The following is a 26,563-nucleotide window of genomic DNA, read 5'->3' as shown; positions in this document are numbered from 1 at the left end:
GGCTTATGATCCCCCGATTCCAGTTACGGGACTGCTGCTGCCAACGAAGACCGTTGTCCGGGCATCGCGCGCAGTGCGACCAATCGCCGGGGAGACCATGACGCAGGCTCCGTTCGCCACCCACGATGTCTTCAACCAGTCGCCGCCATTTTGGGGTGTCGACCTCTTCACGGCGGACGCGCCGCTCGCTGCCGCCGTCGTCGCCAATGGCGGGGCGCGCGCCACAGCGGAGCTGTCGGATTTCGGCAAGCACTGGGGATCGGCCGTCATGGCGGAGCGTGGCCGCGTCGCCAACGAGAACACACCGAAGCTGCGAACCTTCGATGCCAGGGGCAACCGCCGCGACGAGGTCGAGTTTCATCCGGCCTATCACGAGCTGATGGCGCACTCGGCCCATGCCGGCGTGCACAACTCGACCTGGACCGCCGACGGCAAGCCGGCCGGCGGCGCGGCCGAGGTGGTGCGCGCGGCAAGGTTCTATATCGCGTCCCAGGTCGAGACCGGTCATCTCTGTCCGATCACGATGACGCGTGCCTCGGTCGCGGCGCTGGCCTCGCAGCCCGATATTCTGGCGAAGACGATGCCGGTCATCGCCACGCGCGCCTACGATCCGAGCTTTGCGCCATGGTGGACCAAGCGCGGCATGACGCTCGGCATGGGCATGACGGAAAAGCAGGGCGGCACCGATGTGCGCGCCAACATGACGCGCGCCGAGCGCGATGGCGACGCCTGGCGCATCACCGGGCACAAATGGTTCATGTCGGCGCCGATGTGCGACGCATTCCTGGTGCTGGCGCAGGCGGAGCAGGGGCTGAGCTGCTTCTTCATGCCACGCTTTGCGCCCGACGGCACGGTCAATGCGATCCACTTCCAGCGGCTGAAGGACAAGCTCGGCAACCGCTCCAATGCCTCATCCGAGGTCGAATTCCACGGCGCCCATGCCGAATTGATCGGTGAGGAAGGCAAGGGCATCCGCACCATCATCCAGATGGTGCAGCTGACGCGGCAGGATTGTGCGATCGCATCCGCAGGCCTGATGCGCTCGGGGCTGGCGCATGCGCTCAATCACGCGCGGCATCGCAGCGTGTTCCAGAAGCATCTCGCCGACCAGCCGCTGATGCAGGCGGTGCTGTCGGACATGGCGCTGCATGTCGAGGCGTCGATCGCGCTGGTGATGCGGCTGTGCCGCGCCTTCGATCGCGCACCCACCGATGCGGGCGAGGCCGCCTATATGCGGCTGCTGACGCCGGCGATCAAATACTGGACCTGCAAGAGCGCACCCGGCTTCCTCTACGAGGCGATGGAGTGCCTCGGCGGCAATGGCTATGTCGAGGAGGGCATTCTCGCGCGGCATTACCGGGAGTCGCCAGTCAACGCGATCTGGGAAGGCTCCGGCAACGTGATGTGCCTCGACGTGCTCAGCGCGCTCGGCCGCGAGGCCGATGCCGCGCTCGCGGTGTTTCGTGCACTCGCCGAGGAGACCAGGGGCCTGCCTGGCGCCGCCGAGGCGGTTACGTCGATTGGACAATCCTTCCGCCGGCCGGACAGCGAGCGCATCGCGCGGCTTGCCGTCGAGAAGCTGGCGCTGCTGGCCGCCGCCGCGGCGCTCAACCAGGTATCGCCGGGGAACGCCGAATTGTTTGCGGCGACACGGCTTGCCGAAAGCCACGCCGGCATGTACGGCGCGGTGGACCTTTCCGATGCCGATCAGCGCGCGCTGCTGGCGCGGGCGCTGCCATGAAAGTTTGCTGATGGACGCACTCAATCCCGATACCCCGCCGGCTGCTATCGAACCGCCGCCACGTCCCCCTCGGGTGTGGAAGTTCTGGGGCACCGCGCTGTGGGGCCTTCTGATCTTCGCCGCGATGTTCCTCGGCCAGGTCACGGTCATCGTCTACCGCATCATTGCGCAGGGCGGAGAACTGTCGGCGGCCGGCATCACCCATGTGGTCGCCGACGGTCTGACGATCTCGCTCTCGGTCCTCGCCGGCCTGCCGATGGTGCTGCTGGTGCTGTGGTTCGCGATCCGCCGCACTGGGATCCCGTTCGCCTATTACCTCGGGCTGCGCGGGACGTCGTGGAAGAACGTGATCATCGGCGTCGTCGCGCTCGGCATGCTGGTCGGCGCCTGGGACATGGTGTCCCGCGCCGCCGGCCGCGAGGTGACGCCGGGCTTCATGGGCGACGTGCTGAAATCGGCGCAGGAGCACAGCGCGCTGTGGCTTCTGGTGATCGCCTTTGCCGTGGCCGCGCCGCTCTGGGAAGAATTGTTCGCGCGCGGCTGGCTCTATCGCGGCTGGTCGGAATCCAGGCTCGGCCCTTATGGCGCGATCCTGCTGTCGTCGATCGTCTGGACCTTCATGCACCTCCAGTACGACTGGTTCTTTCTCTGTGAGGTCCTGTCGATCGGGTTCCTGTTCGGTTATCTGCGCTTCCGCACCGGTTCGACCTGGCTAACCATCCTGCTGCACGGGCTGAACAATTTTGCGGCGACGCTGCAGACCTGGTGGCTGGCGGGCTGACTGTTCCATATGTTAGGTTGAAGCTAGGCCCACCTTCGCTGCAAAATTGTTGCAGAAAAATCCCATATGTCGAACTTCGAAAATGCCGGTGCGCGGACATCTGCTTCGGCGCCGCCACTGCGGACCTGGGACTTCTGGGAGACGACACTCGTCACCCTGATTGCCTACGGCGTTTATATGCTGGCAGGAGGTCTAGCCGCGACATTCATCGTCGGGCTGCAAGACGGCGTAGCCAAGATGTCGCCGGCTCAATTCCAGGATTTCGCATCGCAAGGGAGATGGTTCGGCCCGGTCATTGCCATTGCGAGCCCGTTGACCATCGCCGTGCTGTGGATCGCGATCCGGAAGGCTGGCCGCGGGTTTGCCGAATATCTTGCGCTCAACTGGCCGAGCAGGGGTGAGGTAGTTCGCGCCCTGTTGATCTCTGCCATCATTATGGGCGCCGAGACCCTGAGCGGACTCCTCTTTGGTTCAGAGTTTGGCACGCCCGATTCATTCCTGATTGTCAAAGGACCTGGCGGGTTACTGGCCCTCCTCATTGCTGTGTGCATTGCCGTGCCGATCATGGAAGAATTCATCTTTCGTGGATTCACGTTTCGCGGTTGGTCGGAGTCATTCCTCGGTCCGACGGGTGCCATCGTCCTTACATCAATCGCGTGGGCGATGATCCACACTCAGTACGATTGGTTTGGGCGCTTCTGGATATTCGTCTCAGGTCTTGCTCTCGGCCATTTCCGCTGGCGCAGCAATTCGACCTGGCTGACGGTCATTGCTCATTCGGCCATGAACATTGTCGCGTTTCTCTCGACGGGCCCTTACACCTAGGATTGTCTGCAACCAAGGAAGTTGCGACCGGCATCGTAGTGGTCGCCGCGATCGTCTGCAGCGTGATGGTCCGGAACCAGCAGCCGCGCGTCGCCGCCCATCGGGAACCTGACTGAGGGGGATGCAGGCGGCCCCCTCACAGTGCTATAATCTAGATCAATGAACGAGCGCGGGCCGGACCGAAACTAGGCAGCGGCGGCTGCCCTCGTGCGAGCTCTTGTCATGGCTAGGTTGATCCGAACGCTCTTGGCCAGCGTCGTCGCGCTGGCGTCCCTCGGCGCCATCACGCAGCAGGTGCGCGATCAGGGCGTTACCGATACCGAAATCCGCATCGGCAACCTGATGCCGTACAGCGGCGCGCTGGAGATTTTCGGCCAGATCGGCAAGGCCGAAGCCGCCTATTTCGAGATGATCAACGAACGCGGCGGCATCAATGGCCGCAAGATCCGTTTCATGTCCTACGACGATCTGTCTGATGCGTCCAACTCCATGGACCTGACGCGCATTCTGGTCGAGACTGACAATGTGCTCTTGATGTTCGGTTCGTTCGGCACGCCCGGGAATCTCGCGGTGCGGAAGTATCTCAACGAACTGAAGATCCCCCAACTCTTTGTTGTCTCCGGCGATCAGGACCTCAGCGAGCCGTCTCTCTATCCCTGGACCATGGGCTGGCAGCCCTCGTACCGCGAGGAGGGACGGATCTACGCCAACTACATCCAGGCCTTCTATCCCGGAAAGAAAATCGTGGCGCTTTGGGAGAATGACCAGTTCGGGCGGGAATTGTTCAAGGGGCTGGTGCAGGGGCTGGGTGATGTCGCCCACAACATCAGGGTCGACATTGCCTATGATGTCGACGATCAGCATCTGGACGGCCACATCTCGATCCTGAAGCAATCGGGCGCCGAGGTCTTTGTGTTTGCCGGAGTGCCGGAAAATGCCACCAAGGTGATCCGGGCGGCGGCCGAGCACGGCTGGCGGCCGGTGTTTGTCGTGAACCAGATGGCGTCATCGATCGAGACGGTGCTCAAGCCGGCCGGCACGGAGAATGCAACCGGCGTCATCACCGCCGCCTTCCTGAAGGATGCGAGCGATCCGGCCTGGAGGGAAGAGCAGGGCGCCTGGCACAGCTTCCTCGACAAGTATACGAAGGCCGGCGGCAAGGACGATGCAGCCGCAGTCTATGGTTACGCGGAGGCCGAAACGATGGTCCAGGTGCTCAGGCAATGCGGCAACGACCTGTCGCGCGAAAACGTCATGAGGCAGGCCGCGGCGCTCAGGGATTATCAGGCGTCCGCCTTGCTGCCGGGCATCAAGATCAACAGCGGTCAGTTCCGACCGGTCGAGCAATTGCGGTTGTTGCAGTTTGATGGCCGCAGCTGGCAGCCGATCGGCGATGTGCTCGATACGGCATTCACCGGTTCGAGTGGGAAGTAGCGACGATCAGCACTGCGAGCCGAGCCTGCGAGCGCAGGCCGCATGCTACGGCCCGACCGCGGCAATCACGATCGGCATCGTGATCGCGGCCAAAATCGTCTGCAGCGTGATGATCTGGGCGAGCAGGGGCGCGTCGCCGCCCATCTGCCGTGCCAGCACATAGGCTGACGGCGAGGTCGGCACCGCGGCGCAGGCCGCGACGATGGCGAGATTGGCGCCGGTGATGCCGAACCACACCGCGAGCGCGACGGTCAGGACGGGCATCGCGACCAGCTTCAGCACCAACGCGATGCTGGCGGCGAGGCTGGGACGGAAGATGCCTGCCAGATGCAGCCCGGCGCCGGTCACGAGCAGGCCGATCGCCAGCGACGAGCCGCCGAGCGCGTCGGCGACGTCGTGCCAGATCTTCGGCAGCGGGACATGCGCGACGTTGATGGCGAGCCCGATCACGCAGGCCCAGATCAGCGGGTTCTTCACGACGGTCATCACGATGGCGCCGGCGGACCGCTTCTCGGATGAGGCATATTTCGCCAGCACGGCGACGCTGAAGACATTGACCAGCGGGATGATCGCGACCATTGCCACCGAGGCCAGTGCAAGTCCGACCTTGCCATAGAGGTTGCCCGACACCGACAGCGCGACATAGGTCTGCCAGCGGGTGGCGCCCTGGAAGATCGAGGAGAAGGCGGGGCCGTCGACCCCGACGCGCGCGAGCGGGCCGCGCAGCGCAAGACAGAGCAGGCACATCACGAGCGCCGCGAGCAGCAGCGCGCCGCCGACGCCCGCGACCGGCACCTTGGTCAGATCGGCCTTGACCAGCGTCTGCACCAAAAGCACCGGGAACAGCACGTAGTATGTGAGCTGTTCCAGCCCGTGCCATTGGGTGTCGAGCCGCATCAGCGTGCGCCTCAGGACGAAGCCGAGCACGATCAGCAAGAACACCGGCAACAGCGCCGCGATCACCACCGCCATCGTCAGCGGTCTCCGCGCAGCTTCGCCAGCCGGTCGAGCGCGCCCTGCAGGATGAAGATTGCGGCATGCTCGTCGATCACCTCGGCACGCCGGGCGCGGCTGACGTCCATACCGATCAGCTCGCGCTCGACGGCTGCGGTCGACAGCCGTTCGTCCCACAGCCCGATCGCAAGCGTAGTGAGGCCTGCAAGGTTGCGGGCAAAGGCCCGGGTCGATTGCGCGCGTGGGCCCTCGCTGCCGTCCATGTTGATCGGCAGGCCCAGCACGAAGCCGACGGCGTTGCGCTCGGCCGCGATCGCGAACAGCCGCGCGGCGTCGGCCTTGAACTGCTTGCGGTGAATGGTCTCGACGCCGGTCGCGAGCCGCCGGTCCGGATCGGAGACGGCAACGCCGATGGTCTTGGTGCCGAGGTCGAGGCCGACCAGCGCGCCGCGCTCGGGCCAATGCGGCACAGCTTCGATCAGGGGGAGGATGGGGGCGGGCATGACCTTGCGCTTTAGCACGCACCCGCGCGCCGAGGCAAAGCCCGGCGGCAAGCAGCCGTCCATGCGAAAACGCCGGTCAGGCGGCGATCACCCGATCGTCGCCGGAAAGGCATGCGGCAAGTCCCTGCAACGCGCTGGATTGGTGCGTGGCGCGGCGCTGGATGAACAGCGTCTCGACATGCGCATGCTGCGGACTGAGCTTGTGGATCTTGATGTCGCGCTGGACGTGGTCGCGCTCGACGACCGCGCGCGGCAGCACGGTGACGCCCATGTCGGCGGCGACACAGCCGACCATGCCGTCGAGCGTGCCGAGCTCGAAGCGGGCGGCCGACGGCCAGCCGAACTCGGTGAACACCTGTTCGAGCCGTTGCCGGTAGGTGCAGCCGGTGCGGAACACGAGCGCGGTCGGGCCCGACTCCGGCGTGCCGGCGCGCAAGGCGGCGAGCGATTTCCAGCGCTGCGCGGTGACGAGCACCAGTTCCTCGGTGAAGGCCGATGTCGCCGACAGTTCGGCGTGCTCGATCGGACCGGCGACGAAGGCGCCGTCGAGCGAGCCGTCGAGCACGGCGGCGACGAGGTCAGCGGTCGGTGCGGTGCGCAAGGTCAGACGCACCGCCGGATAGCGGCGATGAAACTCGGCAAGCAGCGTCGGCAGCCGCACCGCGGCGGTCGTCTCCATCGAGCCGATCGACAGCGGCCCCTTCGGCTCGCCATCGTCGCGCGCGGCGAGCACGGCTTCGCGCGACAGTGCCGCCATGCGCTGCGCGTACGGCAGGAGGCGGCGGCCGGCGCCGGTCAGCGACATGCCGCGGCTGTGACGCTCGAATAGTGCCGTGCCGATCTCGGCCTCAAGCGCCTTGATGCGCTGGGTGACGTTGGACTGCACGGTGTTCAGCTCGTCGGCGGCCCTCGTGATGCCGCCGAGCCGGGCGACCGTGGAAAAGGTGAGCAGGTCGGTCAATTCCATCTGGGACCACCGTTTCATTTTAGAGATGGTAGCGTTCTCTAGTATTCATTTTCCGAGAATGTTAGGCCCGCTTAGGCTGCGAGTCCAGAACAGCAGTCCAGAACAGGGAGCAACGCATGCCGATCGGCACCGAATTGACGGCACGTCTGGGCATCGCGCATCCGATCCTGGCGGCGCCGATGGCGATGATCACGGGAAGCCGGCTGGTCATGGCGGTGAGCGACGCGGGCGGCCTCGGCATTCTCGGCGGCGGCTATGGAGACCGGGCTTGGCTCGAGGCGGAGACTGCGATGCTCAGGCGATATCATCGCCCGTTCGGGATCGGCTTCATCACCTGGAGCCTCGCGAAGCAGCCGGAGCTGATCGAGATCGCACTGGAGGCGCGGCCGCGCGCGGTGATGCTGTCATTCGGTGATCCCGCACCGTTCGCGCCCAGGATCAAAGCCGCGGGCGCGCTGCTGATCTGCCAGGTGCAGAGCGAGGAGATGGCGCAACAAGCGCTCGATTGCGGCGCCGACATCCTGATTGCGCAGGGCACGGAGGCGGGTGGTCACGGTGCGTCGCGCACCACGCTCGATATCGTGCCTGCGATCATCGATTTCGCAGCAGGGCGCGTCCCTGTCGTGGCAGCCGGCGGCATCGCCGATGGCCGCGGCCTCGCGGCGATGATGATGCTTGGCGCATCCGGCGTGCTGATGGGAACGCGGTTCTATGCCAGCGCCGAGGCCGACGCGCCCGAGCGGGCGAAGCAGCTGATCTGCGCCGCGAAGAGCGGCGAGACGGTGCGCGGCGTGGTGATGGACTGGTCGCGCAAGCTGATGTGGCCGGCGCCGTTCACCGCGCGCTCGCTCTCCAACGATCATCTGCGGCGCTGGTCTGGCCGCGAGATCGAGCTGATGCAACGCGCCGACGAGGTCGCGGTGGAATACGCCGCCGCGAGGGAAGCGGCCAATTTCGATGTTGCCGCGGTGTTCGCCGGCGAGTCCGTCGGGCTGATCCATGATATCGTCCCCGCGGCCGAGATCGTCGGCCGCATCGTCGCCGAGGCCGAGCAGACGTTGCAGGGCCGGCGCAACTCTCTTTCCTCTTTGTCCTGAACAAGCGCGAGATAGACCATGTGGCCGGACCATCGATTGATCGATCGTTTCAAGACCGAATTCCCGATCGTGCTGGCGCCGATGGCCGGCGTGATGGATGCGGAGCTCGTGATCGCGGTGGCGCAGGGCGGCGGGCTCGGCTCGCTGCCCTGTGCGATGCTCTCGGCCGAGAAGGCGCGTGAGCAGGTCAACATCATCCGCCAGCGCGTGTCGACGCCGGTCAACCTCAACTTCTTCTGCCACAAGGCGGTCGACGCCGATCCGGCGCGCGAGGCGGCATGGCGGCAGCGGCTGGGGCCGTACTATCGCGAACACGGCCTCGATCCGGATGCGCCGATCAATGCGGCGAACCGCGCGCCGTTCGATGCGGCCTTCTGCGCCGTGGTCGAGGAGCTGAAGCCCGAAGTCGTCAGCTTCCATTTCGGCCTGCCGGAGCCGAAGCTGTTGCAGCGGGTGAAGGCAGCGGGCGCCATCGTGATGTCGTCGGCGACCACGGTGAAGGAGGCGATCTGGCTCGAGGAGAACGGTGCCGACGTCGTCATCGCGCAAGGCGCCGACGCCGGTGGCCATCGCGCCATGTTCCTGACCGATGACATCGCCGAGCAGCCCGGCACGTTCTCGCTGCTGCCGCAGGTGGTCGATGCGGTGAAGGTGCCGGTCGTCGCGGCCGGCGGCATCGCCGACGGACGCGGGATCGCTGCGGCCTTTGCGCTCGGCGCCTCCGCCGTGCAGATCGGCACGGCGTTCCTGCGCTGTCCGGAATCCAAGGTGACCGCGCAGGGCCGTGTCGCGCTGGCGCAGGCCAGCGATGAATCGACCGTCATCACCAATGTGATGACCGGCCGCCCGGCGCGCGGTGTCGCCAACCGCGTGATGCGCGAGGTCGGCCCGATCTCACCAGACGCGCCGGCGTTCCCGCATGCGGCGACCGCCCTCGGGCCGCTGAAGGCGGCTGCCGAAAAACAAGGCAAGGTCGATTTCACCAACCTCTGGGCCGGGCAGGCGGTGCGGATGGGCAAGGAGATGCCGGCCGCCGAGCTGACCCGCGCGCTGGCGGGCGCCGCGCTGGCGCGGATGGGCAAGATGGCGGGCTGATTTCACCTCCATCTGCGCAATTTCGGTGTATGCCCCGGACTGCCGCCTCCGATATCCGGCTATCGAGAGACGGCAGTTCAATTGGCGCAGGAGCACCACGGCATGATCACCTGTTATCTGCGATACGAAGTTCGTCCGGACAAGCTCGCCGAATTCGAGGCTTATGGTGCGATGTGGCTGGAGCTGGTGCCGCGGTTTGGCGGCACTCATCACGGCTATTTCTTGCCGTCCGAGGGCGCCAGCGACGTCGCGTTGGCGATTTTCAGCTTTCCGAGCCTTGCGGCCTACGAACAGTACCGCAAGGATTCAGCGCTCGATCCGGACGTTCAGAAGGCGATCGCCTTCGCGAGGGAGACGCGCTGCTTTGTCCGCTATGAGCGGTCGTTCTTTCGGCCGTTGCTGCCGAAGCAGGCCTAGCCGACCGCGGCGGGCCGGATCGCACTCTCAGGCCTGGCGTGCGGGCTCGCTCTGGTTGATCTCCAGATGCTCGGTCGCGAGCCTGCGATAATGCGCGGCCATTTCCCTGTAATGCTGCCGGGAGATCGGATCCGCGGCGCGCAGGGCGCGGCGCTCGAACATCTCGGCCTTTTCCTGCAGAGCTTTTGCCTGGGACTTGGCCATCGCTCGCCTCGCTCAGACCAGGCAGGCTACGTAGAGGATCGCAATCCCCAGCACCGTGCCGATCGACCACAGGGCGGGATCCCAGCCCTCCGGCCGGGGGCGGTTTTCCAGCGTTTGCATGACGCACTCCGAACTTTTTGATTTGGAGCGAGTAGGCGCCCCGAATGTTTCGGCACCACTTCGTGGCAGCCGCAAAGTGGTTTCGTCGCAGGCTTTTGCGGCCCGGAATGGCTCGCCCGGGTGCCCGGCGAGGGTGCCGAAGCCCCCGGGGCAGAGGGATTCGCGCGGTTGCGGCGCAAAACCGGCCTCTGCTATACGGCGGGCTGACCTTTCAGCCCCGAGGCCCTATATAATGTCCGTCGACGCCACAACCGTCCGCCGCATCGCGCATCTGGCGCGGATCGCGGTCAGCGACGCCGAAGTTCCCCATCTCCAGGGCGAACTTAACGCGATGCTGGCCTTCGTCGAGCAGCTGTCGGAGGTGAATGTCGACGGCGTCGAGCCGATGACCTCGGTGACGCCGATGGAGATGAAGAAGCGCGCCGACGTGGTCAATGACGGCGAGATCGCCGACGACATCGTCCGCAATGCGCCCGATACGACCAACCACTTCTTCCTGGTGCCGAAGGTGGTCGAGTAGTTCTCTGTTCTTGGACGGTCCCGATGTGTCTGCTCTGCGACGATGAAAAGGCCTACAAGGCCTATATGGACTTCCTCGATGCGATGGAGCGCAAGGGGAAGGTCGCCGATCCCAATGCGGCGATGGACGCGGTGCTCGACCATCTCGAGGCGCTCGATGCCGCCCGCGCCAAGGAAAATGCCCGGAGAAATATGAGCCCCCGGCAGGACGACCCCGCCAACGACAAGACCCTGTCTCCGTTCTTCTGCAGCCCGATCAATAAATGACCGATTTGACATCGCTGACGATCGCCGAGGCCCGCGAGGGCCTGGCGAGCAAGTCTTTCACCGCCCGCGAACTGACTGACGCGCATCTCGCCGCCATCGAGGCCGCGCGCGTGCTCAATGCCTATGTGCTGGAGACGCCGGACCGCGCCCGCGAAATGGCGAAGGCGGCCGACGAGAAAATTGCAAAGGGTGAGGGCGGGCCGCTGGCCGGCATCCCGCTCGGCATCAAGGACCTGTTCGCGACCCGCGATATCAGGACCACGGCGTGCTCGAAGATCCTCGGCAATTTCATTCCGCCCTACGAGTCGACGGTGACCTCGCAGCTCTGGCGCGACGGCGCGGTGCTGCTCGGCAAGCTCAACAATGACGAGTTCGCGATGGGCTCGTCGAACGAGACCTCGTGCTTCGGCACGGTCACCAACCCGTGGCGGCGCGAAGGCTCCAACACCACGCTGGTGCCGGGCGGCTCGTCCGGCGGCTCGGCCTCGGCCGTGGCGGCACTGCTCTGCATGGGCGCGACCGCGACCGATACCGGCGGCTCGATCCGCCAGCCCGCCGCGTTCACCGCGACCGTCGGCATCAAGCCGACCTATGGCCGCTGCTCGCGCTGGGGCATCGTCGCCTTCGCATCCTCGCTCGACCAGGCCGGCCCGATCGCGCGCACGACGCGCGATGCCGCGATCCTGATGCGCTCGATGGCCGGTCACGATCCCAAGGACACCACATCGGTAGACATCGCCGTGCCGGATTACGAGGCCGCGATCGGCAAGTCCGTGAAGGGCATGAAGATCGGCATCCCCAAGGAATATCGCCTCGACGGCATGCCGGCCGAGATCGAGAAACTCTGGGGCGAGGGCGCGCAGTGGCTGAAGGCCGCCGGCGCGGAGCTCGTCGAGGTGTCGCTGCCGCACACCAAATACGCACTGCCGGCCTACTACATCGTGGCGCCGGCGGAGGCCTCGTCGAACCTCGCGCGCTATGACGGCGTGCGCTACGGGCTGCGCGAGCCGGCCAAGAACATCATCGAGATGTACGAGAACTCCCGCGCCGACGGCTTTGGCGACGAGGTGCGCCGCCGCGTGCTGATCGGCACCTATGTGCTCTCGGCCGGCTACTACGATGCCTATTATCTGCGTGCGCAGAAGGTGCGGACGCTGATCAAGAAGGACTTTGAGGACTGCTTCGCCAAGGGCGTGCATGCGATCCTAACGCCGGCGACGCCGTCGGCGGCGTTCGGCATCGGCGAGAAGGGCGGTGCCGATCCGGTCGAGATGTATCTCAACGACATCTTCACGGTGACCGTGAACATGGCGGGCCTGCCGGGCATCGCCGTGCCCGCGGGCAAGGATACGCAAGGCCTGCCGCTCGGCCTGCAACTGATCGGTCGTCCGTTCGACGAGGAGACGCTGTTCTCGCTCGGCGAGGTGATCGAGCAGGCGGCCGGCCGCTTCCCGGCGCCAAAATGGTGGTGAACGATGGCGGATTTCCGCGCCAGTCTCGCTGACGCTGCGCCTGATGCGGCGCTATCGCCGCCGCTCGCCGCATTGTGGTGGGCGAGGAAGGGTGACTGGGACCAGGCGCACAAGATCGTGCAGGACGAGAGCGACGCCAATTCGGCCTGGGTGCATGCCTACCTGCATCGCGTCGAGGGCGATCTCGGCAATGCCGGCTACTGGTATCGCCGGGCCGGCCAGCCCGTCGCCAACGATACCATAGAGGCCGAGTGGGAGCGGATCGTCTCCGCGCTTTTGGTCTGAACAACCGGTGCCAAGCGCGGTGTCTTGGCACCGCGAGCATTAACCTTGTTTTGGCCGCCATGCCGCCGCCCAGATTGGCCGTGATAGGCTGGTGGAACCGGGCGGGGGCCAGCGGCAAAGAGAGTATTCGTGCGTGGGTCGGGCATAGGGGGATGGCTGTCAGCAATGCTGGTGGCTGCGGTGGCGGTGGGTCTTGCCGGCTGCGCAACCGTCTACAATCTCCCGGGCAACGTGCCGCTCGGCGCCGCGGCTGCCGACACCAACGGTGTCAGCGATATTCCGACTTACGAAGATGACCTGCTGCTTGCGCTGTCGTTCTCCGGCGGCGGCACCCGCGCCGCGGCGTTTTCGTTCGGCGTGCTCGAAGAGCTCGACCGGGTGCGCTCCAGCGCCGCCGGCACCAAGACGCTGCTCGATCGCGTCGACTTCGTCTCCGGCGTCTCCGGCGGATCGGTCACTGCGGCCTATTTCGGATTGAAGCGGCGCGCGGCGCTCGACGATTTCCGCGAGCGCTTCCTGCTGCGCAATGCCGAGGAGGGACTGAAGACCAGGATCTCGCTCGGCAATATCGGGCGCGCGCTCGGCGGCGGCGTCAACGACAGCCAGTTCACCGACTGGCTCGATCAAAACCTGTTCGACGGGGCGCGGTTTGAGGCGTTGCCGGACGATCACCGGCCGCGGGTCTGGATCAACGCCTCAGACATCTACAACCGCACGCCGTTCGTGTTCGGCAAGACGTCGTTCGATGCGCTGTGCAGCGACATCCGCTCCTATCGTGTCGCCGAAGCGGTGGCGGCGTCCGCCGCGGTGCCGCTGGCGTTCGCCCCGATCGTGCTGCAGACCTATCCCGGCGGCTGCGCCGCGCCGCTGCCGCCCTGGCTCGACCGGGTGCGTAACGATCCGAACGCGCAGCCGCTGCTGCGCTCCTATGCCGAGGCCCAGGCGCGCTACCGCGACGGCTCGATGCGCTACGTCAAGCTGCTCGATGGCGGCCTGGTTGATAACTACGGCCTGTCGGGGCTGAGCATCGGCCTGCTCGCCGCGCAACGCCCCTATGAGCCGCTGAGCGAACGGCAGGCGGCCAAGCTCAGGCGCATCCTGTTCCTGGTGGTGGATGCCGGCCGCGGCATCTCCGGCGACTTCGTGCAGACGCTCGAAGGGCCGAGCGGCGTCGAGCTGGTGTCCGCAGCCGCTGACACCGCGATCGATGCAAGCGTGCGCTCGAGCTACGCCGCCTTCACGTCGCTCGCCAATGACTGGTCCGGCAAGTTGAAGCGCTGGCGCTGCGGCCTGTCGGCGGCGGATCGCACCAGGCTCGGCGTCGGCGCCGGTTGGAAGTGCGGTGACGTCGCGATCTATGTCGAGCGGCTCGGCTTCGACCGGCTCGGACCGGAGCGCGCCGGCATCCTGAACGCCATCCCGACGCGGCTTTCGCTGCCGGCCGAGCAGGTCGACCAGTTGATCACGGGCGGTGCCGACGCGCTGCGCTCAAGCAAGGCCTATCAGCAGTTCCGGCGCGGCCTCTGATCCGCGCCCATGCCCGGGCGCGGGCTGCAAGGGGACCGCAAGGCGGCTTGACTGGCGCGGTCGGTTGCGCGAAGCCCAATCCATCCCAGATAATACTTGTCCGGAAACCGAGATCCATGACCGCATCTGCTGCCCCTCACAAACTGATCAAGAGCGCCACCGGCGATTGGGAGGTCGTGATCGGCATGGAGGTCCATGCCCAGGTCACCTCGAACGCGAAGCTGTTCTCCGGCGCGTCGACCGCGTTCGGCGGCGAGCCCAACTCCCACGTCTCGCTGGTCGATGCCGCGATGCCGGGCATGCTGCCCGTGATCAACGAGGAGTGCGTCCGCCAGGCGGTGCGCACCGGTCTCGGGCTGAATGCGCAGGTCAATTTGCGCTCGGTGTTCGACCGCAAGAACTATTTCTATCCGGACTCGCCGCAGGGCTACCAGATCAGCCAGTACAAGTCGCCGATCGTTGGCGAGGGTGAGGTGGTGCTCGAGCTCGATGGCGGCCGCAGCGTCACCATCGGGATCGAGCGGCTGCATCTGGAGCAGGACGCCGGCAAGTTGCTGCACGATCAGTCGCCGACGATGTCCTTTGTCGACCTCAACCGCTGCGGCGTCGCGCTGATGGAGATCGTCTCCAAGCCCGACATCCGCGACGCCGAGCAGGCCAAGGCCTACGTCACCAAGCTGCGCTCGATCCTGCGCTACCTCGGCACCTGCGATGGCGACATGGAGAAGGGCAGCCTGCGCGCCGACGTCAACGTCTCGGTGCGCCGCCATGGCGAGACCGCGCTCGGCACCCGCTGCGAAATCAAGAACATGAACTCGATCAACTTCATCGGCCAGGCGATCGAGTACGAGGCGCGGCGCCAGATCGAGATCATCGAGGACGGCGGCTCGATCGACCAGGAAACCCGGCTGTTCGACCCGAACAAGGGCGAGACGCGCTCGATGCGCTCCAAGGAAGAGGCGCACGACTACCGTTACTTCCCCGATCCCGACCTGCTGCCGCTCGAATTCAGCCAGGCCTTCGTCGACGAACTCAAGGCGCAGCTGCCGGAACTGCCGGACGAGAAGAAGTCCCGTTTTATTACGGGCTTCGGCCTGTCGTCCTATGATGCGAGCGTGCTGGTCGCCGAGCGCGAGAGCGCGGAGTTCTACGAGACGGTGCTCGCTCGTCTCGCCGACAAGGCGCGTGACGGCAAGCTCGCCGCCAACTGGGTGATCAACGAGCTGTTCGGCCGTCTCAACAAGGAAGGTGTGGCGATCGCAGCCTCGCCGGTGTCGGCGGAGCAACTCGCCGCGATCGTCGATCTGATCGGCGAGGGAGCGATTTCCGGCAAGATCGCCAAGGACTTGTTTGAGATCGTGTGGCAGGAGGGCGGCGATCCGCGCGCGCTTGTCGAGGCACGCGGCATGAAGCAGGTGACCGACCTTGGCGCGATCGAGAAGGTGGTCGACGACATCATCGCGGCCAATCCCGACAAGGTCGAGCAGGCGAAGGCGAAGCCCGCAGCCCTTCAATGGTTCGTCGGTCAGGTGATGAAGTCGTCGGGCGGCAAGGCGAACCCGAAGGCGGTCAACGAGCTGTTGAAGTCCAAGCTCGGCGTCTGAACGAACAGGACAATGATGTTGTCCTTGGCGCATGATCCAGCCGGATCATGCTCTCGCGCCGTCACCACCGGCGTCGTCGCGCGCGCGTGAACGCGGCGTGATCCTGCCTCACACCCTCCCTCGATGGTCGCACTGACGCCTTCGGCGCCGAATCGCCGAAGCTGCGATTCGTTCGCGAATCCGGTCCGGGTGACCTCAAACGAGGCAAAAGTCGTCTTACCCACGAAAATTTTTTCGTTGCCAAAAATTACGACTCGGCGTTCGCGGCGCGCCGCTTTTCGTCACGGCTTGCGACTCAACGCAATGACGCTCGCGCGCCGATCGTTCGAATGCGAATTCAAGAAGTGCCTGCAATACAGGCGTTTCCTGCAACGTTGACAAATGCCGATGTCGGCAGCTCTTGCACTTCTTGCATCGTCGCGTGAACGCAATGCCGATTTGATCGGCGCCGCGCGCTGTGCGCACTGCCACCGCTGCGTCAACACTTCCTTAAGCGGGACACTGTTTTTTTCAGTCTGTTGGTGTATTCGGGAAGTAGTGCATATCGATTCCCGAGTGCACGCAGCGAGAGCCATCTCACATACTGGAGGGCAACATGGCTAAGAAGGCAAAGAAGGCGAAGAAGGCGAAGAAGGCGAAGAGCGCAGTGAAGAAGACTGCGAAGAAGACCCGCAAGGTCGCCAAGAAGAAGTAAGCCTCTCGCCTTGAGAGGATTGCCGGCGGCTTGATGCCGGCACGTCGCGAGAGCCAGCGGACGGACTGCTGAGAGGCACATCCCCACCCCAAGGCTCTGGCTGACGAAAGAGGGTGTCGGCGAGACATCAGGTCAAACGGCTGGATCGAATTTCGGAGAGGGCAACCTTCCCAAAAGCGGTCCGGCAGAAGAAACAGAGATTTCTTCGTTCGGTGCGGGGCCGGCTTGGTTCCGCAATTTCACCGGCGAGAATGCCGAGCTGAAATCTGGTCCTGACGTGTTCGCCGACCCCCTCGTTCCGGCGGCCCGCGCAGTCCGCGCCCGGCAGCCACTTTCCACATCCCATTTTCTGGATCGACGTCGAGCCTGACGGGCTCGCGTTCCTTTGCGCGACCGTACCGCGGCTTCGCGGACCGTCCGCCAGGCGTGGTAGCCCGCCGTCAACTCATCGACTGATCGGATGCGTCGGCGGCCGGGACCGGCCGGCGCCCGCGGCCATTGTCCGCGATGGTTATCGATGTCCGAAGCACCAGGGTAAACCGGCGTTCACGAATGCACGGAAATGCCTGCGGCACAGGCACTTCTGCGATTCCGGCGAACACGCCCGGCGACCCCGATTTACATCCCGTTCATCGCGATACTTAAACCGCTCTTCAAATTTGATGGGCCATGATCATCCCAACAAGCCGGCAAACGGCGAGCGCATGATCCCCAAGGGTCAGCGCGGGAATGACAGGGCGTTTCAACAGTGGACGGGGGCCGCGCTCGGGGGAGGGCGGCCAACAACAAAAAGGGGAATGACGACAATGTTTCAGGGGGTCATCGATCACGAAGGCGCTGTCCCGGTTGCTGCGACTGCAATCCAGGACGTGCTGTTCGAGCGTGGCATGTATTGGGCGAGCGGCCGCTCCGGCGTGGTCAACCTCGTCGCGGCGCACAAATGGTTCAACCTCGCGGCGCTCAAGGGACGTACCGACGCAATCGCGCACCGCCGCGAAGTCGCCGAGCAGATGTCCGACGTCGAGATCGCTGCCGCCCAGCGCGAAGCCCGCGCCTGGATGACGACGCACTAAGCTTTCGTTTTGGCGCGTTTTCTTCACGCGAACCGTAATCCACTTCGCTCGAAACCGCGCAGCTCGAGCTGGGAGCCTCGGCTCCCTCGCTCCATCTAGAACCAGTATCGCGCGGCGTAGATCGCGGTCATCAACGCTCCGGCGGCGATGACGAACTGCCGGACGATGTGAGCCGGCAGGATCCGGATCAGGTGGCCTCCGGCATAGCCGCCGACCATGGCGCCGAGCAGCATCACAGATGTCTCCGGCCACCGTACCGCTCCCTGCACGATGAAGATCAGCGTTGCGGCGAGCGACACGCAGGTCGCGAGCAGGTTCTTCAATGCCTTGATCGCCCTGATGTCGTTGGGTTCCGTGATCGACAGCACCGCGGTCAGGATGACGCCGAGCCCGGCACCGAAGAACCCTCCATAGACACACGCCAATCCCAGGACAGCACTGCTCGCGCCGGTCGAGGGCAGAGCTGCGGCCTTCTGATGTCCGGTGGTCCACGTCTGGATCCGTGGCGCGAAGGCAAACAGCAGCGTTGCGAATGCGATCAGGGCCGGCACCGGCAGGACGAACAGCCGCTCGGGAAGCAACAAGAGGATGCCGGCACCGACTCCGCCTGCAACCGTGGAGACGGAGACGAAGCTGATCGTGCGCCGCGTCGGCGGCGGCAGCTTGCCGCGATCGGCGAGCGCTGCGATCAAATGCCCCGGCGAGATCGCCACCGCATTCGACGCATTGGCGATGACCGCCGGCAGGCCTGCGGCAAGCATCGCCGGAAAGGTGATGAGCGTCGCGCCGCCCGCCAATGCGTTGATGACGCCCCCTGCGCCACCGGCCGCGAGCAGCAGAAGACTTGTTCCGGTGTCCATCCTTCACCCCTTTGCAGGGTGAGCAGGCTAGCGGGCGGAGCAGCGGCCGGTCTGGAACGTCTGTGACGCCGCCTCAATCGCGCCAGTAGACGCCCGGCGTCGTGCCGAAGGTGCGCCGGAACAGACGGGTGAGGTGGCTCTGATCGGAAAAGCCGGCATCCGCCGCAACGGCTGCGATCGGCTCGCCGGCGCGCAGCAGTTGCCGGGCAAGATTGAGCCGGGCGAGCAGGCGGAAGGCATGCGGCGCGACGCCGAGCTCGCGCCTCACCATGCGGCTGAACCCTTCGCGGCTTCGCCCGAAGCTGGCGGCGATCTCGCCGATCGGTTCTAGGCTCTCCGTCAAGGCCGTGCCGAGCTTGGCTCTGCCGGTCTGCTCGGTCGAACCGGGCGCCTCGCGCGACAGGATGTCGTTGGCGATCTCGCTGATGTGCTCGGGCGATATCTCGTCGATGCTCCGCCAGCGGTCCCCGACATTGATGATCCGGAGCGACGAGCAGGTGCGGCCCGCCGGAACATAGGCATTCAGGCAAACCGTCTCCTCACCCGGTGTCGCCACCGGTGCGTGCAGCATTCCCGCCGGGATCAGCGCGGCATGGCCCGCAGGCACAGTGACGGTCGCGCCGTCGATGCGAAAGGCGCGCGACCCCGACAGCACCAGCACGATCTGGCTCTCTTCATGGAAGTGCGGTCGGAGGCTGAGCGAGCCGGCACCGCGCCACGACGCCAGCTCGACGATGTCGTCACGGTCGGCGCGCCGGTAGTTCCAGGCTTTGGTCATGGCGAACCGGGTGATCACAGAAGTCTCGAACCGGCGGGTGAGTGATCCCCGAGCGTAGCACGAGGGTCACCGACCGTCACGGCTGCGCGACTGAAGCCATCGGTGAGGCCGTTCGCATTGTCGCGACGGCGATGAGGGCGGCAACGAGGTTGGCGGCCGCGCTGATTGCCACCGGGATGAAGTAGCTGTGGCTGACGTCGAACGCGAAGCCGGCGGCGCTCGGACCCAGCAGCGTGCCGAAAGCGACGCTGGTGTAGAGGATGCCGATGATGCCGCCGACATTGCGGCCGCCGAAATGGTCGGTGACGACAGCGGGCAGGATCGCCACCCAGCCGCCATAGAACACGCCGAACAGCAGCGCGAACACCGTGAGCGACCAGAAGCTGCCGGCGATCGCCCAGATCGCCAGCGAGACGGCCATGCCGAGATACATCGCGATCAGGAACGCATCGCGGCCGACCCGGTCGGCAATGCCGCCGAGGAAGAAGCGGCCGGCGGTGCTGCCGACGCCGATCATCCCGAGCAGCAGCACGGCGAGCGTCGGCGCCACCTGATGGTCGACGGCAAAGGGCACCAGGTGCACGAAGGGTACGAATACCCCGAACGCGCTGATCAGGCAGGCCGCATAGAGCCCGGCGAACCGGCCAGTTCGCACCGCGCCGCGGATCGAGACGCCCTGGCGGAGCGGCGCGCCTGAAACCGCTTCAAGCGGATCGCCATCCGGTCCGGTGCCATGGCGGCGCGGATCGTCGGCGATCAGGAGCGATGCGCCGATCCCGGCGGCGGCAGCAACAACGCCCAACACGACATAGGCATCGCGCCAGCCGAGGCTCGTGATCAGCCAGGTTGCGAGCGGCGGCATCACCAGTGTCCCGACTCCGATCCCGCTGACGGCGAGGCCCGACGCAAAACCGCGCCGACGCACAAACCAGCGCTGCACGGCGCCCAAGGTCGGAACATAGGCGCAACCGACGCCGGCACCGATGCCGATGCTGTAGGCGGCATAGACCTGGAGGATGGTCTGCGCCTGTCCCGCCAGCACCATGCCGAGCCCGACCAGCGCCATTCCAAGGACCGCGAGCCTGCGTGCGCCCCAGCGATCGGCAAGCGGGCCGGAGACGATGCCGAGACCGAAATACAGGAAGCCGGCGAACGAGAACACCAACGAGACCGAACCGCGCGAGGCACCGAACTCCCGCTGCAACGACTCGACAAAGGACGAGAACGTGTAGGCGCTGCCGAAGCCGATCAAGGTCACGACGAAAGCTGCTGCGACGACAAACCAGCCATAGAACGGCTTTGCTCTCTGATACCCGGCATGCATGACGGCGTTCCTCATGATCGTTCTCCCTGCGATGCGCCGCCGCCTGCCTTGGCCGGCGGATAGAACAGCATCTGCGTGCAGCGAAACAGCGCGATGGTCTTGCCGGTTGCTTCGCTGCGGATCTCGGCATCCCACACCTGGGTCGTGCGGCCGGCATGAACGAGGCGCGCCTCGCAGCTGACGCCGCCTTCGCGCGCGGCACCGATGAAGTTCGTCTTCAGCTCGCCGGTGGCGAAGCCGGTCGCGCCGTTCGGCAAGGAGGCGAGGCAGCCGAAGCCGCACGCGGTGTCCGCCAGCGCGACGATGCTTGCGCCGTGCAACAGCCCGTGCGGCGAGAAGTGCTTCGCTGCAATCTCGAAGCGGGCGCGGATGAGGCCGCGTTCGGCTTGGAGCCATTGAAAGTCCAGCAGACCGGGCAGGCTGCCGGGTTGCGATGCGTTGATACGGTCGACGCGTTGGCGGGTATCGCTCCCTGCACCGATCTCGCGCAAAGCGAGTTTGTTCGGGACCTCAGTCATGTCGTGTTCTGACTCCATCAGGGAACCGAGAGCCGCCATCGCGAGCCGCGGAAGAAGATTAGAAAATCTAACTTTAATGGCCCGGATTTCTCTGAGTTGACGTGGCTCTCAGCCTAGCGATAGGCTATATGAGCGCTGATAAGGCCCCGTTGGCAAACCAGATTTGCTGCACGATTGAGATTAGAAAATCTAAATCATGGAGAGCAGGCTTCCACCCCTGAACGCGCTCAAGGCGTTCGAGTCCGCCGCCCGCCATCTCTCGGTAAAGCTCGCGGCCGAGGAACTGTGCGTGACGCCGGGCGCGGTGAGCCAGATGCTCAAGACGCTCGAGGCCCATCTTGGCGTCAAGCTGTTCGAGCGGGTGCCGCGCGGCATCTATCTCACCGACGCCGGGCGCGACTATCTGCCGTCGATCCGCAATGCGTTTCGCCAGATCGCGGAAGCCTCGCGCCGCGTCGCTGCGTCGGTCGACGTCGGTACGCTGACGGTGAGCGTCACGCCGTTCTTTGCGTCGGCCTGGCTGGTGCCGCGCATGGCGTCGTTTCAGGGGGCGCATCCCGAGATCGATCTGCAGATCGTCACCAGCAACACGCTGGTCGATTTCTCGCGCAGCGGCGTCGACGTCGCGGTTCGCCACGGCCTCGGCCGGTATCCGGGGCTGCGCAGCGATCGCGTCGTCACGGTCGAGATGGTGGCGGTCGCCTCGCCCTCGCTGGTCGCGCGTCTCGGGCGACCGGCATCTCCCAGTGATCTCGCGGGCTGGCCGCAGGTGCATGATGCCGATCGCAAGGGGTGGAGCCTGTGGTTTCAGGCCAATGGCATCGCCGAGGTTCGCACGCCCCGCGGTCCCTCGTTCGACGACAGCGGTCTGCTGCTGAAGGCCGTGCTGACCGGGCAGGGCGCAGGCCTGCTGCCGGCGGCGATGGTCGCAAATGAGATCGAGAGCAGCGAACTGATCCAGTTGCTGGAGACCGCGCATCTGGAGGAGTTCGCCTACTATCTCGTCTGCCCCGACAACCGGCAGGGGCTTCCGAAGATCGCAGCGTTCAGGGAATGGATATTGGGGCCGATGACGCAGTCAGCGCTTGGGGACCGCTAGTTATCTCGCCGCCGCGCTCTACCGATAGAACGCGTTCGGCGGCACGCCAAAATGCTTGCGGAACATCGCGGTGAAGGCGCTCTGGCTGGCATAGCCGGCATCGAGCGCGACATCGACCACCCGCGCGCCGCGCGCGAGGCGTTCGAGTGCGAACAGCAGGCGGGCCTGCTGCCGCCATTCGCCGAACGTCATGCCGGTTTCCTTGGCGAAGAGACGATAGATCGTCTTCGACGTCAGCTTCAGCCGGCGCGCCCACTGCTCGGCGGTGGAGGCGTCGTCCGGACGGGCCACCAGCGCCGCACAGATCCGCGCCAGCCTTTGGTCGCGCGGCATCGGCAGATGCAGCGGCAGCACGTCGATCTCGCGCAACTGGTCGAGCAGCACGCGCATCAGGCGCTCGTCGGACGTCGCGGGCGCATAGTCCAGCGGCACCCCCATCGCGGCGACGAACAATTCGCGCAGCAGCGGCGAGACCGTGAACACGCAGCTGGTCTGCGGCAGATTGGGGACCGCGTCGGCATCGACGAACACGGTGCGGATCTTGACCGCGCCGCACATCCGGACCTCGTGCGCGAGACCGGCTACCAGCCACACCGCGCGATTGGGTGGCACCACCCAGGTGCCCTCGGCGCAGCGCACGATCATCACGCCTTCGATCGCGTAGAGCAGCTGGCCGCGCGGATGCGCATGCAGGCCGGTCGATGTGCCGCTCGGATAGTCGATCTCCATCGCCGCCATCGGCCGCGCCGTGGCGTGATAATCGAGGTGCCGTGTGATCAGCTCGTCCAACACGTCTTCATCTCGCATGTCCCAATCTCGCTAGGTGAGGTCATTCTAGCGTGAGACGGACTTCGGCGCGACAGGTAGTTGCTGGTGTGTCCTTCACCAACGCGCTGCCGGATCATGCTCAAGAAGAATGCTGCACTTCTCTATCCCTTCGTTGCCATCGTGCTGTGGGCCGGCAACGTCATCGTCTCGCGTCTGTCGGCGCACACGATCGGTCCGCAGGCAATTACCTTCTATCGCCTGCTGGTCGCGGTGCTGCTGATGTCCCCGTTCGTGGCGCGCGCAGCCTGGCGCAATCGTCGCGCGATCTGGCCGCATCTCGGGCCGCTCGCGATCCTCGGTTTCCTTGCGATGTGCCTGTTCCAGAGCCTGTCGTATCTGGCGGCCGAGACCACCACTGCGACCAACATGGCCGTGTTCACCGCGCTGACGCCGCTATTGACGGTCGCGCTCAGCGCCGCGCTGCTCGGCGAGCAGCCGACGCTTGGCATGATCTGCGGCGCGCCGCTGTCGTTCGCGGGCCTCGTCTATCTCGTCAGCGGCGGCGAATTGTCGTCGCTGTTGCAGAACGGCGTGCATGCGGGCGACGCACTGATGCTGCTGGCCGCGATCGTCTATGCGTTGTACGGCGTGCTTTTGAAGCGCTGGAATCTACCGATCACCGGCTGGCAATCCACCTACATGCAGGCACTGTGCGCGCTGGCCGTGATGTTTCCCGCGTTCCTCGCGACACCGACGCCGCTGCGGCAGGTCAACGCGGCGACCTGGCCGCTGATCGTCTATGCCGGCGCGCTGGCCTCGGTGGTGCTGCCGTTCCTGTGGATCCGCGGGGTCGCGCAGCTTGGCCCGAACCGCTGCGCCATCTTCATGAACCTGCTGCCGGTGCTGACGGCTGCTGCCGCGATCGTGATGCTGGGTGAGCCCGTCAGGTCCTTCCACGTCATCGGCGGCGGCCTCGCGCTGCTCGGCGTCGCCTGCGCGCAGGCGTTTCCGCGGCCGCTGTTGCGAGTGCAGCGTGCTTGAGCATGAAGACGCGATCATCTCCTAGATGCGGCCTATCGTCACATCGATGACGGTTCAATTTTTCGCTGCGCGGGCGTTACGACGTCGTGTCCGCGCAACTCCCGAGTTCCAAAACGCGAGAAGATGTTTCTGATCATTGCTGATCGATGTTCGGTCACTGTCGAATCTGCGTGCTCGTAGCTCGCTTGGATCATGAACTTCACATCCAGAGCGATCAAACTAAAGGATAGCTAGCTTCTCACTTCGAGTCGTGAGGGTTTGCTGGTTTCATCGGTAGTTGTCTCGGGCGAGTCATGAAGAAGAAGATCGCATTTGGTGCGATTCTGGTCGGCGCAATCATCCTGGTTTTGTTCGCGCAAAAAATTTTGGACCGTCACGAATCTCCTAGCGGAGACGCTGCTCTTTAGCGGTCAACGCACGGCTATCATTATTAGCCGCCTGGAGGCGCAGGAGCAGACCGCGAACAAGCAAGAGCAGACGGCGAGTAAGCAGGAGCAGGTTGCAAGCAAGCAGGAGCAGGCCGCTAGCCGGCAGGAGCAGATTGCAAACAAGCAGGACGAGGCTGCAAGCAAGCTTGAGCAGGCTGCAAGTCAGCTGGAGCAGACGGCAAATAAACTGCGGGCGGATATTGGTGCGGTAATCGACCGGCAGGACCGCGGTCAGCCTGCGCCCGATCTGCAGGGCAATTTGATTCAAGTTTCGCTGCCTCAAAGCGAATATGGACCGATGACGCCGGTCTCCATGACAAAAATCTCGCCGCGAGAATTTCTGATCGCCAACTACCGGGATGTCTATCTGTTCGACCAGGACCAACGCACTGCGGTGCCGCTTGAGATCGACGTCGAACTGCCTGTCTGGAGCCCAACGGCCGTGTTCTATTCGGCCTTCTACGACAGGATCTTCATCGCGAACTACGTGGGAGGCGACATTATCGTCGCTCGGCTTGAGCGTACGCCGTCCGGCGCAAAGCTTCATCTGACCGAGCGGATAGCGGATGTCGGTATCAAGGGGGCGGAGGGAGTGGCGATCTCGCGAGGAGGTCGATTCATGGGCGTGGCGGACTACGACGGCAACGTGGTCTCCATGTTCGAACGCGTCGATGATAAATGGATTCTGCGCTGGAAGCGGGATCTGCTGGCCTCTCACGGCATCACGATTATCGGAGATGAGGTCTTCGCCTCAGGTCAGGGGAGCATTGTCAAGCTGTCGATTGAAACCGGGCAAGAGCTTGCCTGGACTGCAAATATCGGCTCCCGGCCCATTCAATTTGCCACTTGCATCAACGAAGACGAAAGCACAGGCGATCTGATCGGTTCGGATCCAATGTCCGGCGTCGTTTTCACGATGACGAAGGGCTTTCAGTTAAAGGACGTGTTCGGCGCGAACGGTCCGACCCATGCAAATCTGTCCGCGCCGTTCTGTGCCTATCGGGACAAGGACGCAGTCTATATTCTGTCCACCTACCAGGACAGGCTCGTCGCTATCAGCGAAACCGTGACAACCTCTTTCGAGTTCGGATACCCACGATGGAACTACATCGCTGATCAATCGCGATTTCGATACCCCTCGGTGATGTCGCGCGGATCCGTCCAGTTCGATGCGCCGAGCTATCGGATGTTCGACAAGACTGTGCGTGCAGCCTATGGCGCGCTGGCGGCGAGTGACGGCACGCTGTTGATGATGCCCGCCCGCGGAGATTTGTTTGGCGACGAGTCGACCTTTTACGCGACCGGCATAGCGAGCGACCCAAACTGGCTTGCCATCGTCTCCAATTCATCACCCAAGGCAGTTCTCTATAACCGCAAGACGGGGGCGCTGGGTGGCGTAACGATTGGCGAGTGGGATTGCTGGGCGCAAGCGAGCGAAATCCTGTGTCCATCGCGGCGCTATTCCATCGGCGAACTTTCTGCTGCCGCGGGCATGTTGGATCGCGAGGAAGAGGCCAAGATGGCGGGAGGCTGGGTTGGCAGCGCGATCCCGCTGCTGAAGTACTGGGCAGAATGGGCATCAACGCCTCGCTCGGCAGAGGCGCGCCCCTAGACGTCAGCGGGCTCACTCTGCGTGATAACACGCAGGCTCTACATCAGCGATCTCGCGGTTTTGATCACATATGAAGGGCCGGGCCAGAATAGAGCGCCACGGTCGGCGGTCACTTGTTCGGTGAAACGGAGTGATCGCGATGCGTGGTGCCTTGGTCTTGACGTTGCCTCTTGTGATCCTGTGGAGTGCGGTTGCCGACGCGGCACCTGCGCATCACCGGCGTGTGCGACAACACCTCATCATTCGTCCGAGCGAAGAGGTGCTCGCACCTGGCTGGTACAGATATCCCGGCTACGGGCCGATCCCGCCAAGCGAGAACCGGAATCTCGATCCATCCACCCGCGGTAGCGGCTGACGCCGGTGCCGCGTCGCTGAGTGACCCGCCTCACATCGCTCGCGGAGCAGTTCTGGGAGCGTGTCGGGCAAGGCGATGCAATGGTGCGTCGGCCCAATTGTGGAGGAGGGTAAATCATGCGTTCAGTTTCACTGAGCTTCGCCGTCGCAACCGCGATTGCTCTGTTCACGTTCGGTCAGTCTGCTTCTGCCGCTCCCATCG

The 26,563-nt window shown here is 64.8% G+C and carries 26 protein-coding genes; 17 read left to right on the top strand and 9 right to left on the bottom strand.

The annotated features are described in order from the left end of the window. Positions 1–97: 97 nt before the first annotated feature. The 4 genes from ACE103_RS23650 (at position 98) to ACE103_RS23635 (ending at position 4,781) form a co-directional block, all read left to right on the top strand. Positions 98–1,741, top strand: coding sequence for an acyl-CoA dehydrogenase family protein (locus ACE103_RS23650; RefSeq protein ID WP_375775085.1), 1,644 nt, complete (start codon positions 98–100; stop codon positions 1,739–1,741). Between the two features lie 10 nt (positions 1,742–1,751). Then, entirely contained in the window at positions 1,752–2,522 is a 771-nt protein-coding gene (locus ACE103_RS23645) for a lysostaphin resistance A-like protein (RefSeq protein ID WP_375775084.1), read from the top strand. A 66-nt stretch (positions 2,523–2,588) separates the two neighbouring features. Next, positions 2,589–3,347, top strand: a complete 759-nt coding sequence (locus tag ACE103_RS23640; RefSeq protein WP_375775083.1) for a lysostaphin resistance A-like protein — start codon at positions 2,589–2,591, stop codon at positions 3,345–3,347. A gap of 222 nt (positions 3,348–3,569) precedes the next feature. Continuing rightward, a complete protein-coding gene (locus tag ACE103_RS23635) occupies positions 3,570–4,781 on the top strand; it encodes an ABC transporter substrate-binding protein (RefSeq protein WP_375775082.1) in 1,212 nt (403 codons plus the stop codon). Between the two features lie 45 nt (positions 4,782–4,826). Here ACE103_RS23635 and ACE103_RS23630 read toward each other — a convergent pair whose 3' ends face one another. The 3 genes from ACE103_RS23630 to ACE103_RS23620 all read right to left on the bottom strand — a co-directional run bounded on the left by ACE103_RS23630 (position 4,827) and on the right by ACE103_RS23620 (position 7,205). Continuing rightward, positions 4,827–5,753 (bottom strand): AEC family transporter, encoded by a 927-nt coding sequence (locus tag ACE103_RS23630; RefSeq protein WP_375775081.1) that lies wholly within the window; start codon positions 5,751–5,753, stop codon positions 4,827–4,829. Between the two features lie 2 nt (positions 5,754–5,755). Next, positions 5,756–6,238 (bottom strand): Holliday junction resolvase RuvX, encoded by a 483-nt coding sequence (ruvX, locus tag ACE103_RS23625; RefSeq protein ID WP_375775080.1) that lies wholly within the window; start codon positions 6,236–6,238, stop codon positions 5,756–5,758. A gap of 76 nt (positions 6,239–6,314) precedes the next feature. Beyond that, entirely contained in the window at positions 6,315–7,205 is an 891-nt protein-coding gene (locus tag ACE103_RS23620) for a LysR substrate-binding domain-containing protein (protein ID WP_375775079.1), read from the bottom strand. A gap of 116 nt (positions 7,206–7,321) precedes the next feature. Between ACE103_RS23620 and ACE103_RS23615 the strand changes: the two genes are divergently transcribed. From ACE103_RS23615 to ACE103_RS23605, 3 genes are all read left to right on the top strand, one after another. Then, complete coding sequence (locus ACE103_RS23615; protein WP_375775078.1) at positions 7,322–8,302, top strand: NAD(P)H-dependent flavin oxidoreductase; 981 nt, start codon at positions 7,322–7,324, stop codon at positions 8,300–8,302. 18 nt (positions 8,303–8,320) lie between these two features. Beyond that, complete coding sequence (locus ACE103_RS23610; protein ID WP_375775077.1) at positions 8,321–9,397, top strand: NAD(P)H-dependent flavin oxidoreductase; 1,077 nt, start codon at positions 8,321–8,323, stop codon at positions 9,395–9,397. Between the two features lie 102 nt (positions 9,398–9,499). Next, positions 9,500–9,814 (top strand): NIPSNAP family protein, encoded by a 315-nt coding sequence (locus ACE103_RS23605; RefSeq protein ID WP_375775076.1) that lies wholly within the window; start codon positions 9,500–9,502, stop codon positions 9,812–9,814. Between the two features lie 27 nt (positions 9,815–9,841). Here the strand turns inward: ACE103_RS23605 and ACE103_RS23600 are convergent, their stop codons facing one another. After that, a complete protein-coding gene (locus ACE103_RS23600) occupies positions 9,842–10,018 on the bottom strand; it encodes a hypothetical protein (RefSeq protein ID WP_375775075.1) in 177 nt (58 codons plus the stop codon). 352 nt (positions 10,019–10,370) lie between these two features. On the opposite strand from ACE103_RS23600, the gene gatC reads away from it, so the two are divergent. From gatC to ACE103_RS23565, 7 genes are all read left to right on the top strand, one after another. After that, the gene (gatC, locus tag ACE103_RS23595; protein WP_207829947.1) at positions 10,371–10,658 is read left to right on the top strand and encodes an Asp-tRNA(Asn)/Glu-tRNA(Gln) amidotransferase subunit GatC; all 288 of its coding nucleotides are present in this window, start codon (positions 10,371–10,373) and stop codon (positions 10,656–10,658) included. Between the two features lie 23 nt (positions 10,659–10,681). After that, on the top strand, positions 10,682–10,924 hold the full coding sequence (locus tag ACE103_RS23590) for a hypothetical protein (RefSeq protein ID WP_223967544.1): 243 nt from the start codon (positions 10,682–10,684) through the stop codon (positions 10,922–10,924). Continuing rightward, a complete protein-coding gene (gene gatA, locus ACE103_RS23585) occupies positions 10,921–12,396 on the top strand; it encodes an Asp-tRNA(Asn)/Glu-tRNA(Gln) amidotransferase subunit GatA (protein ID WP_375775074.1) in 1,476 nt (491 codons plus the stop codon). The genes ACE103_RS23590 and gatA overlap by 4 nt, the downstream gene beginning before the upstream one ends. A 3-nt stretch (positions 12,397–12,399) precedes the next feature. Further along, positions 12,400–12,681 (top strand): hypothetical protein, encoded by a 282-nt coding sequence (locus ACE103_RS23580; protein ID WP_375775073.1) that lies wholly within the window; start codon positions 12,400–12,402, stop codon positions 12,679–12,681. 165 nt (positions 12,682–12,846) lie between these two features. Beyond that, positions 12,847–14,208 (top strand): patatin-like phospholipase family protein, encoded by a 1,362-nt coding sequence (locus tag ACE103_RS23575; RefSeq protein WP_375775072.1) that lies wholly within the window; start codon positions 12,847–12,849, stop codon positions 14,206–14,208. A 116-nt stretch (positions 14,209–14,324) separates the two neighbouring features. After that, entirely contained in the window at positions 14,325–15,812 is a 1,488-nt protein-coding gene (gatB, locus tag ACE103_RS23570) for an Asp-tRNA(Asn)/Glu-tRNA(Gln) amidotransferase subunit GatB (RefSeq protein WP_375775071.1), read from the top strand. A 1,500-nt stretch (positions 15,813–17,312) separates the two neighbouring features. Next, positions 17,313–17,579 (top strand): hypothetical protein, encoded by a 267-nt coding sequence (locus ACE103_RS23565; protein WP_223967548.1) that lies wholly within the window; start codon positions 17,313–17,315, stop codon positions 17,577–17,579. A gap of 95 nt (positions 17,580–17,674) precedes the next feature. On the opposite strand, the gene ACE103_RS23560 is transcribed toward ACE103_RS23565, so the two are convergent. From ACE103_RS23560 to ACE103_RS23545, 4 genes are all read right to left on the bottom strand, one after another. Further along, the gene (locus tag ACE103_RS23560; RefSeq protein WP_375775070.1) at positions 17,675–18,439 is read right to left on the bottom strand and encodes a sulfite exporter TauE/SafE family protein; all 765 of its coding nucleotides are present in this window, start codon (positions 18,437–18,439) and stop codon (positions 17,675–17,677) included. Positions 18,440–18,512: 73 nt separating this feature from the next. Further along, a complete protein-coding gene (locus ACE103_RS23555; protein ID WP_375775069.1) occupies positions 18,513–19,235 on the bottom strand; it encodes a helix-turn-helix domain-containing protein in 723 nt (240 codons plus the stop codon). A 58-nt stretch (positions 19,236–19,293) separates the two neighbouring features. Next, on the bottom strand, positions 19,294–20,556 hold the full coding sequence (locus ACE103_RS23550; RefSeq protein WP_375775068.1) for an MFS transporter: 1,263 nt from the start codon (positions 20,554–20,556) through the stop codon (positions 19,294–19,296). Further along, positions 20,553–21,059 (bottom strand): PaaI family thioesterase, encoded by a 507-nt coding sequence (locus tag ACE103_RS23545; RefSeq protein ID WP_375775067.1) that lies wholly within the window; start codon positions 21,057–21,059, stop codon positions 20,553–20,555. The genes ACE103_RS23550 and ACE103_RS23545 overlap by 4 nt, the downstream gene beginning before the upstream one ends. 196 nt (positions 21,060–21,255) lie before the next feature. Between ACE103_RS23545 and gcvA the strand changes: the two genes are divergently transcribed. Beyond that, positions 21,256–22,158 carry a transcriptional regulator GcvA gene (gcvA, locus tag ACE103_RS23540; RefSeq protein ID WP_375775066.1) on the top strand — a complete coding sequence of 301 codons (903 nt, stop codon included), beginning with the start codon at positions 21,256–21,258 and terminating at the stop codon, positions 22,156–22,158. 18 nt (positions 22,159–22,176) lie between these two features. On the opposite strand, the gene ACE103_RS23535 is transcribed toward gcvA, so the two are convergent. After that, positions 22,177–22,965, bottom strand: coding sequence for a helix-turn-helix domain-containing protein (locus ACE103_RS23535; RefSeq protein ID WP_375775065.1), 789 nt, complete (start codon positions 22,963–22,965; stop codon positions 22,177–22,179). Positions 22,966–23,061: 96 nt separating this feature from the next. Between ACE103_RS23535 and ACE103_RS23530 the strand changes: the two genes are divergently transcribed. Beyond that, on the top strand, positions 23,062–23,967 hold the full coding sequence (locus tag ACE103_RS23530) for a DMT family transporter (protein ID WP_375775064.1): 906 nt from the start codon (positions 23,062–23,064) through the stop codon (positions 23,965–23,967). Between the two features lie 312 nt (positions 23,968–24,279). After that, positions 24,280–26,007 carry a hypothetical protein gene (locus ACE103_RS23525; protein ID WP_375775063.1) on the top strand — a complete coding sequence of 576 codons (1,728 nt, stop codon included), beginning with the start codon at positions 24,280–24,282 and terminating at the stop codon, positions 26,005–26,007. Positions 26,008–26,563: the final 556 nt, after the last annotated feature.

The organism is Bradyrhizobium sp. ma5, assembly GCF_042258955.1.
GTDB lineage: Bacteria > Pseudomonadota > Alphaproteobacteria > Rhizobiales > Xanthobacteraceae > Bradyrhizobium.
This window is presented reverse-complemented; position numbering and strand designations above follow the sequence as displayed.

Coding starts and splice junctions, on each gene's coding strand:
- ACE103_RS23650 (WP_375775085.1), top strand. CDS start 98: ATGACGCAGGCTCCGTTCGCCACCCACGATGTCTTCAACCAGTCGCCG.
- ACE103_RS23645 (WP_375775084.1), top strand. CDS start 1,752: ATGGACGCACTCAATCCCGATACCCCGCCGGCTGCTATCGAACCGCCG.
- ACE103_RS23640 (WP_375775083.1), top strand. CDS start 2,589: ATGTCGAACTTCGAAAATGCCGGTGCGCGGACATCTGCTTCGGCGCCG.
- ACE103_RS23635 (WP_375775082.1), top strand. CDS start 3,570: ATGGCTAGGTTGATCCGAACGCTCTTGGCCAGCGTCGTCGCGCTGGCG.
- ACE103_RS23630 (WP_375775081.1), bottom strand. CDS start 5,753: ATGGCGGTGGTGATCGCGGCGCTGTTGCCGGTGTTCTTGCTGATCGTG.
- ruvX (WP_375775080.1), bottom strand. CDS start 6,238: ATGCCCGCCCCCATCCTCCCCCTGATCGAAGCTGTGCCGCATTGGCCC.
- ACE103_RS23620 (WP_375775079.1), bottom strand. CDS start 7,205: ATGGAATTGACCGACCTGCTCACCTTTTCCACGGTCGCCCGGCTCGGC.
- ACE103_RS23615 (WP_375775078.1), top strand. CDS start 7,322: ATGCCGATCGGCACCGAATTGACGGCACGTCTGGGCATCGCGCATCCG.
- ACE103_RS23610 (WP_375775077.1), top strand. CDS start 8,321: ATGTGGCCGGACCATCGATTGATCGATCGTTTCAAGACCGAATTCCCG.
- ACE103_RS23605 (WP_375775076.1), top strand. CDS start 9,500: ATGATCACCTGTTATCTGCGATACGAAGTTCGTCCGGACAAGCTCGCC.
- ACE103_RS23600 (WP_375775075.1), bottom strand. CDS start 10,018: ATGGCCAAGTCCCAGGCAAAAGCTCTGCAGGAAAAGGCCGAGATGTTC.
- gatC (WP_207829947.1), top strand. CDS start 10,371: ATGTCCGTCGACGCCACAACCGTCCGCCGCATCGCGCATCTGGCGCGG.
- ACE103_RS23590 (WP_223967544.1), top strand. CDS start 10,682: ATGTGTCTGCTCTGCGACGATGAAAAGGCCTACAAGGCCTATATGGAC.
- gatA (WP_375775074.1), top strand. CDS start 10,921: ATGACCGATTTGACATCGCTGACGATCGCCGAGGCCCGCGAGGGCCTG.
- ACE103_RS23580 (WP_375775073.1), top strand. CDS start 12,400: ATGGCGGATTTCCGCGCCAGTCTCGCTGACGCTGCGCCTGATGCGGCG.
- ACE103_RS23575 (WP_375775072.1), top strand. CDS start 12,847: ATGCTGGTGGCTGCGGTGGCGGTGGGTCTTGCCGGCTGCGCAACCGTC.
- gatB (WP_375775071.1), top strand. CDS start 14,325: ATGACCGCATCTGCTGCCCCTCACAAACTGATCAAGAGCGCCACCGGC.
- ACE103_RS23565 (WP_223967548.1), top strand. CDS start 17,313: ATGTTTCAGGGGGTCATCGATCACGAAGGCGCTGTCCCGGTTGCTGCG.
- ACE103_RS23560 (WP_375775070.1), bottom strand. CDS start 18,439: ATGGACACCGGAACAAGTCTTCTGCTGCTCGCGGCCGGTGGCGCAGGG.
- ACE103_RS23550 (WP_375775068.1), bottom strand. CDS start 20,556: ATGAGGAACGCCGTCATGCATGCCGGGTATCAGAGAGCAAAGCCGTTC.
- ACE103_RS23545 (WP_375775067.1), bottom strand. CDS start 21,059: ATGACTGAGGTCCCGAACAAACTCGCTTTGCGCGAGATCGGTGCAGGG.
- gcvA (WP_375775066.1), top strand. CDS start 21,256: ATGGAGAGCAGGCTTCCACCCCTGAACGCGCTCAAGGCGTTCGAGTCC.
- ACE103_RS23535 (WP_375775065.1), bottom strand. CDS start 22,965: ATGCGAGATGAAGACGTGTTGGACGAGCTGATCACACGGCACCTCGAT.
- ACE103_RS23530 (WP_375775064.1), top strand. CDS start 23,062: ATGCTCAAGAAGAATGCTGCACTTCTCTATCCCTTCGTTGCCATCGTG.